The 6,446-nt window shown below is 48.1% G+C and carries 7 protein-coding genes; 2 read left to right on the top strand and 5 right to left on the bottom strand.

Features of this window, described 5'->3' with window-relative positions; genetic code table 11:
• The coding region (locus tag H608_RS0106400; protein ID WP_028786946.1) for a hypothetical protein at nt 1–205 on the bottom strand (205 nt) is incomplete at its 3' end.
• Nucleotides 206–487: 282 nt separating this feature from the next.
• Nucleotides 488–1,048, bottom strand: a complete 561-nt coding sequence (locus H608_RS0106395) for an outer membrane beta-barrel protein (protein WP_155990071.1) — start codon at nt 1,046–1,048, stop codon at nt 488–490.
• Between the two features lie 131 nt (nt 1,049–1,179).
• Here H608_RS0106395 and H608_RS0106390 point away from each other — a divergent pair, with 131 nt between their 5' ends.
• Nucleotides 1,180–1,749, top strand: a complete 570-nt coding sequence (locus H608_RS0106390; RefSeq protein ID WP_211227037.1) for a Crp/Fnr family transcriptional regulator — start codon at nt 1,180–1,182, stop codon at nt 1,747–1,749.
• A 62-nt stretch (nt 1,750–1,811) separates the two neighbouring features.
• The gene (locus H608_RS0106385) at nt 1,812–2,933 is read left to right on the top strand and encodes an FAD-dependent monooxygenase (protein ID WP_028786943.1); all 1,122 of its coding nucleotides are present in this window, start codon (nt 1,812–1,814) and stop codon (nt 2,931–2,933) included.
• A 3-nt stretch (nt 2,934–2,936) separates the two neighbouring features.
• On the opposite strand, the gene H608_RS0106380 is transcribed toward H608_RS0106385, so the two are convergent.
• Genes H608_RS0106380 through H608_RS0106370 form a run of 3 tightly spaced genes read right to left on the bottom strand, consistent with a single transcriptional unit; the run spans nt 2,937 to nt 6,440 of the window.
• A complete protein-coding gene (locus tag H608_RS0106380; RefSeq protein ID WP_028786942.1) occupies nt 2,937–3,536 on the bottom strand; it encodes a histidine phosphatase family protein in 600 nt (199 codons plus the stop codon).
• A 2-nt stretch (nt 3,537–3,538) separates the two neighbouring features.
• Nucleotides 3,539–4,975: an FGGY-family carbohydrate kinase gene (locus H608_RS0106375; protein WP_028786941.1), complete on the bottom strand. Its 1,437-nt coding sequence runs from the start codon at nt 4,973–4,975 to the stop codon at nt 3,539–3,541.
• A 7-nt stretch (nt 4,976–4,982) separates the two neighbouring features.
• Nucleotides 4,983–6,440 (bottom strand): FGGY-family carbohydrate kinase, encoded by a 1,458-nt coding sequence (locus H608_RS0106370; protein ID WP_028786940.1) that lies wholly within the window; start codon nt 6,438–6,440, stop codon nt 4,983–4,985.
• Nucleotides 6,441–6,446 lie beyond the last annotated feature (6 nt).

Below are 6,446 nucleotides of genomic sequence, written 5' to 3'. Positions count from 1 at the left end.
CTTCTACGAAGACCACTGAACCCGGCGTGAACCGCTTATCCAGCGCCTGCCGGCTCATACAAACAGCCTCCTGCTGCCATAGCTTCAGGCTGTGTTGCTGCAGGCTTGCCGCTCCATACTCATACTGATCAAACAACAACATCCGCACAAAACTCTCCACGCCCAATTTGCGTTTACGTTGGATCAATCCTGTTTGAAGTGCCAACGCATTTAACTGCTGCGGTGAAAAAATGGCGCTTAACTTACCGGCTATCTCATTGATCGCTTTCAGACTCAGTTCCCTTGAAACAAACCGTTTCTTCCTCTAACACTAAGTTGACGGCTATGGTGTATACACGAACCATGGATTGGAATGTATGCTTTGGGTGGCTCTCGCAGAGATGTGTAAATCTGAATTGGCGAAGATCACCAGCCGTTTTCACTACCTCGTCTCTCTCTTATTGCATTCGAGGGTAGCCGATTATTAGCCAGCGAAACATTTATCTTTTTATTTTTTCTCACGTTGCCGCTTGAAGAAATAAAAACCTGCTTTGATCCCACTAAACAGATACTGCCCGTTTTTCAAATACCTGTCCTGCCCGCTTTCCAGGCTCTGCGCTCCCGTACTCAGGTTCAACTCCAGGTAAAACCGGTTAAAATCCCAGCCTGCACCCAACCCGTAAAACAAACCAAATTCCGATGGCCGCGCATAGTCCCCGCCGATATCATAACGCCCACCTATTTCCCCTACACCTACTTTCGGCTCTATATAAAACGCACCCATACTATATTTATAACCTGCCATTACAGGAACCAGACGCACCTGGTCATTTTTACCGGTGTTTTTATTGTCCTGGCCAAATGACAGATATCCTGCCGACAACGTCACCGATGAACGGTTGCCAAGCCCCAATTGTCCTTTTAAAAATACGCCTCCGCCAATAGCGCCTCCATCCCGCCAACTGATGCCGGCATTCGGTTCGATACTAAACGCACTTGTACCGTGCTGAGCACTTACATAAAGTACGTTGATTAACAGCAACATTAAAAGAAGCAGGTTCTTTTTCATTTTTGGTGGTTTACGTGTTATTTAATAGCTGATAACTTTTAAACCGGCAACGCTGCATCCCCATGCTGTTTCTTATCGAAACGGCAAAATTCATTACGGAAAGTACATTTCTCTATTTTTGTACCCCGCTCATGATAAACGAATCTGAAGTTGCCGCCAGGCTTGAATTAAGCAATTCCCGCATGAAAGAATTCATGTCGGTTACTACTGTCAGGCGTTACCGAAAAAACGATTTAATAGTACAACAAGGCGTTACCTGCGATTGGCTGGGCTATGTTTCCGAAGGTGCTATCCGCACTTATTGCATTACAGACGACGGCGCCGATGTCAGCTTCCTGTTGCAGGTGAACGGCGACTTTTTCGGCGATTATGAGAGTTTTATTTCGGGCAAACCATCCGACTTCAGGCTGGAAGCAATGCTGGATACCGAAGTATTGGTGTTCCATAAAGCAGGACTTCAGCAGCTGATTGACCGCGATCTTTTCTGGCTGCACTTCAGTAAAAAAACGGCCGACATCGTTTTTCTCGATGCAAAACGCCGGATCAAAGAGTTACTGTTTTATAACCCGGAACAACGTTATCACAACCTGCTTCAGAAATCTCCCGAAATTATCCGGAAAATTCCTCAGAAATATATCTCCAGTTATCTGGGTATCACTCCTCAGTCACTCAGCCGAATCCGTAAAAGAATTACTAATTAACTTAAGTGAACGTTTTTGCTACCGTACCAAAGGAATTTTGCAGCACAAAACAGCCCATGCACATGCAAATAGCCATCATCGGCGCCGGAATAGGCGGATTAACCACAGCTATCGCGTTGAAACACGCAAATATTCATTACAGGATTTATGAAGCAGCACCAGAACTCAAACCGGTTGGTGCCGGCATCATTCTCGCCAATAATGCCATGCAGGTACTGCGCCATTTCGGTGTTGACGGGAAAGTGATAAAACATGGCAACCGCATTTCCATGATCCATCTTACCCGGCCCGGTCTGAAACCTATTTCCACAACAGACCTGCACCTGTTCGAGAAAAAATTCAAGGTCTTTAACCTGGCTATTCACCGCTCCGACCTTCACAATATACTGGCCGGTGAAGCCGGTTACCAAAACATTTCACTCAACAAAAAGGTGAAAAACATCATCCCCGGGAAAAACTACCAGATTGAATTTGAAGACGGAACTACCTGCCAGCATGAATATGTAATTGCAGCCGACGGGCTGCGTTCGAAAGTCCGGACTATTTTATTCGAAGAAAATGAATTGCGCAATTCCGGACAGCTTTGCTGGCGGGGCGTGACGGATATTCCTCTCCCGGGAAAATATGAACACGAAGCCAACGAAGCCTGGGGAAAGGGTAAACGTTTCGGGTTTGTTAAGTTAAACAACAAACAGGTTTATTGGTATTTTGTACTCAATGAAGAGATGGCCGGAAACAATACCGATATCAGGCCTTTTCTCAACGATTTTCATCCGCTGGTCCGCGACATCGTGGATACAACACCGCAGGAGCGTATCAACATTGCTCCGCTTTTAGACCTTAAGCCGTTTAATAACTGGTTCAAAGAAAATCTCTGCCTGCTCGGGGATGCCGCTCATGCCACCACGCCCAATCTTGGTCAGGGTGCCTGCCAGGCCATCGAAGACGCCTATGTTTTAGGAGAATTACTGAAAAAACATTCGATCAAAAAAGCATTTGAACTTTACCCGGAACTCAGAAGAGAAAAAACACACGGGATTGTTAACGTAAGCTGGAAAATCGGCAAGCTTTCTCACCTGAAAAATCCGTTAGGCATCGCCCTCCGGAATTTTATCATGCGTACGACACCCGCCCGCATCACCAATAAACAATTAGAAAAAATTTTCACACTGAATAAATTATAACCATCACCTCAACCGGGAATTCAGCAATTCCAGTGTCAACATGCCTTTTTCATCCAGCGTGAAACAGGTTATCGAAGAGTTTTGCTGCACTAACTGCCGGTAATTACTTAATGGCATCCCCAATTTATACGCCATATACAGCCGGTTGATGCCATTGTGCGCCACCACCATGATATTACCCTGCTGGTACTTTTCCTGTACCGACCGGAAAAAGTCATCCACACGCGCTACAATTTCCGCCCCGGTCTCCCCCGTTTCTCCGGCGCGACAAGACGAAGGATCACGCAGCCAGTTATCCCAGCCCGCAGCATTTTCTGCAATAAATTCTTCTTTGGTTTTTCCTTCCCAACTACCAAAGTCCGCTTCTATGAGACGCTGGTCTTTTTCCACTTCACCACCCGATGCTATCTGCGCCGTCGTATACGCACGTTGCAGCGGCGACGAATACACATTCGCAAATTCAATTCCTTCCAGCTGATAACGGACCTCCTGCGCCTGCGCCATCCCTTTTTCCGTCAATGATATATCGGTGCGGCCGCAATAACGGTTGTTATCGGCATTCCATGCCGTTTGTCCATGACGTAACAAATAAACGGTTAACATATTCAGGGAAGTATTTTTCTTTTAGTCAATTCGTCGATAAACAGCTGGTATTTTTTTCTATACGGTTCTATCAGTGCCGGGTCTGGCTCTACTGTCAATTCCGGATGCACCATCCTGGCAGCGGCTTCTTCCAGCGACTGGAAATGTGTTTTCGATGCCGCCAGTACAGCCGCGCCCGCAGCGCCTGTTACATTTTTCATTTTCTTCACCGGTTTGTTGAGCACTGCACTGCGTATGCGCAACCAGGTATCACTGTTGCTTCCACCACCTGCCGAAAATATATTATCAATTTTTTCACCCGACAAGCGTTTGATCTGTAAGTAGGCATACCGCTCGATGAACGCCACACCTTCCATACAGGCCGCAAAGATAAGTTCCGCCGGTTGATCATCGGGCCAGAAGCCCCGCGCCCCGGGTGCCACAAACGGAAACCGCTCTCCGGGCTGCAGCAATGGCCACGCCATCACCTCCACCGGTAACAACTGTCCTGCTTTTTTTCCCAGTTCATTCAGATCCTGTCCTTCAAATAAGCGACTCACCCAGTCTGCACCCGTATTACTTGCTCCACCCGGCATCCAGTAACCCGATGGGTGACGATGATTATAGATGGCTCCGGACGGATCAATCAGTTCTTTAGCTGTTACACCTTTTATCACCAGTGTTGTACCGATAGTGGTATTCCATTGACCAGGACTCACCGCACCGGAGGCTACCTGTGATGCACATCCGTCCGTCATGCCGGTGGTGATTACCACATCTGCTTTCACCCCCCACTGTCTGGCCAACTCAGGAAGGATAAAGGCTACCGGTTCACCCGATGGTCTTACTTTTTGCAACCACAAGGGACTTATACACAATTCTTCACTGATATATGCGGGCCAGTTGTTGTTATGCAAATCGTAACCCGACTTCATCGCATTCGTATAATCCGTCACTTCATAAATACCACTCAGCCGCCCGTTGATAAAATCGGCGGCGTGAATGAATTGATGGAGTGCTTCTTTTTTTTCAGGGAAATGACGCAGGTACCAACACATCTTCGGCAGCCCGCTGGATGCATTAAAGGCCTTGTAACCTTTTACATTGCTTCGCTCCGCAATATCCTTACATCGCTTCGCTTCTTCCGCCGATCGCGGATCGCTGTACATGATCGCGGGATGAAGCGGGTTGTATTGTTTATCGATGGGAATGATAGTACCCGATGTAGACGTTACAGCAATGGCTTTCACTTGTTCCCGATCGGGCAATTGAGACAGCGCAACCGGCACCAGTCGTAGACAACTTTCCCACCATTCCACCGGCGATTGTTCTTCACGCGAGCGCCCGCTTAGCTGAAAAACTTCCTCTGCCGCGGCGTGCTGCCTGCCTGTTTCGTCCAATATCACTACCCGCGCACCTTGCGTGCCGATATCTATTCCGATAAAATATATACTGCTCATGTTTTATTTAACTGATGGCGCGGCATTGTTCACGCGCTTCTTTCCATTGCTGATAGAAGGAACGGTATTTTTCCGCTTCCCCGTTATCCGGGAGAATGCTGTCTGTTTTTTCATTTTCCGGTTGATCAGATGATACCTGCAACGCTTCATTGCACAGCAGGGCTGCACCCGCAACTGACGCCTGTTCAAAACCCGCTTTCACTCTCACCTCTTTACCCGTGATGGCAGCGATCATTGCGCGCAGCGTTTTGCTTTGCAACCCTCCGCCGCACGCCCAGATATGTGCCGCTTCATGCCCCGACACATCCGCCAGTACTTTATAATTTTCTGCTATGGAGAATGCAATATCCATCAGGGTTGCCCATACAAAGCTGCCTCTTGTTAATTCATGTGCAACGGGGACGGGGAACAGAAATCCTCCGCGGATAACAGGCTTTTTATCGCCAGCCACCAACGAGCCTAACGATGCGACACATTGTGTGTACGTACACGCATGTAACTCCTGTTCGATTACTTCATACCCTTCATTCGGATAAAATATTTCTTTCAATCGCTGATAGTTCAGTCCTGTTACACCGGCATTGGCTTCAAATACAAATCGCCCGTTCTCAATGTCGCGGCTTGTCCAGGTACGCTCCTGCTTATCCGTGATATATGTTCCTTCTAGTTTCACCACGGGTGTGGTCGTGCCGGATACGATCACCACGTCGCCAACCGAGGGGCCGGTGCTTTTGATCGCCATCTGCGTATCTCCGCCGCCTGTCACGATCTGCATGTCTTTATCGATACCCCAGGCAGTCGCCACACCGGTTTTTATTTTTCCTACCACCGATCCTGACAAACTCAATGCCGGCAACATTTTTTGATCGATGTTAAACATCGTTGCCAGCTCGGCGCTCCATTGCCCGGCCGCCACATCATACAATAATGTCTCTGATGCCTGTGAATGTTCGTATACGGCCATGCCGCTCAACTCCCAGGCCGCCCAATCGCTGATACTCAGGAAAAACGCGGTATCCTGCCATATTGCCGCTCTTTTCTCCCGTACACCAATTAATTTATACACAGAGAACAAAGAGGTCGGATACCTTCCGCTTAGTTGATAAATACGGCTTTTACCGGGGAAATGATCTTCCCATTCGCGACCGCGGTGATCGATGTTGGGCAAACCAATGAGCGCCTTGCCTGAATGATCAGTCAACACAATTCCTTCACGTTGGCTGGTGGTGGTAGCAGCCTTCAGTACCACCGGCCCTGCCTGGTCCAGCGCTTCGCGTGTGAGTGATTGCAATTGCTGCCACAATTCACCCGGCTCGAAATAAATCGATTCGGGATAATGTTCATCGCGGTAGTAACGGATATCTGCGCGTGCCACGCCTAGTATTTTTCCCGACGGGGTAACTACGGCAGACCTTACATTTCCTGTACCGATATCCAATACCAGGTATGCTTCCTGTTTTTGCATATAAAA

Source organism: Terrimonas ferruginea DSM 30193 (assembly GCF_000425585.1).
In the GTDB taxonomy this organism is placed as follows: domain Bacteria; phylum Bacteroidota; class Bacteroidia; order Chitinophagales; family Chitinophagaceae; genus Terrimonas; species Terrimonas ferruginea.
Note: the sequence above shows the minus strand (reverse complement) of the source record. Positions and strands in the feature narration are given on the sequence as shown.

Excerpts from the sequence above, each read along its gene's own strand:
- H608_RS0106385 (WP_028786943.1), top strand. The coding sequence starts at position 1,812 with ATGCAAATAGCCATCATCGGCGCCGGAATAGGCGGATTAACCACAGCT.
- H608_RS0106375 (WP_028786941.1), bottom strand. The coding sequence starts at position 4,975 with ATGAGCAGTATATATTTTATCGGAATAGATATCGGCACGCAAGGTGCG.
- H608_RS0106395 (WP_155990071.1), bottom strand. The coding sequence starts at position 1,048 with ATGAAAAAGAACCTGCTTCTTTTAATGTTGCTGTTAATCAACGTACTT.
- H608_RS0106390 (WP_211227037.1), top strand. The coding sequence starts at position 1,180 with ATGATAAACGAATCTGAAGTTGCCGCCAGGCTTGAATTAAGCAATTCC.
- H608_RS0106380 (WP_028786942.1), bottom strand. The coding sequence starts at position 3,536 with ATGTTAACCGTTTATTTGTTACGTCATGGACAAACGGCATGGAATGCC.
- H608_RS0106370 (WP_028786940.1), bottom strand. The coding sequence starts at position 6,440 with ATGCAAAAACAGGAAGCATACCTGGTATTGGATATCGGTACAGGAAAT.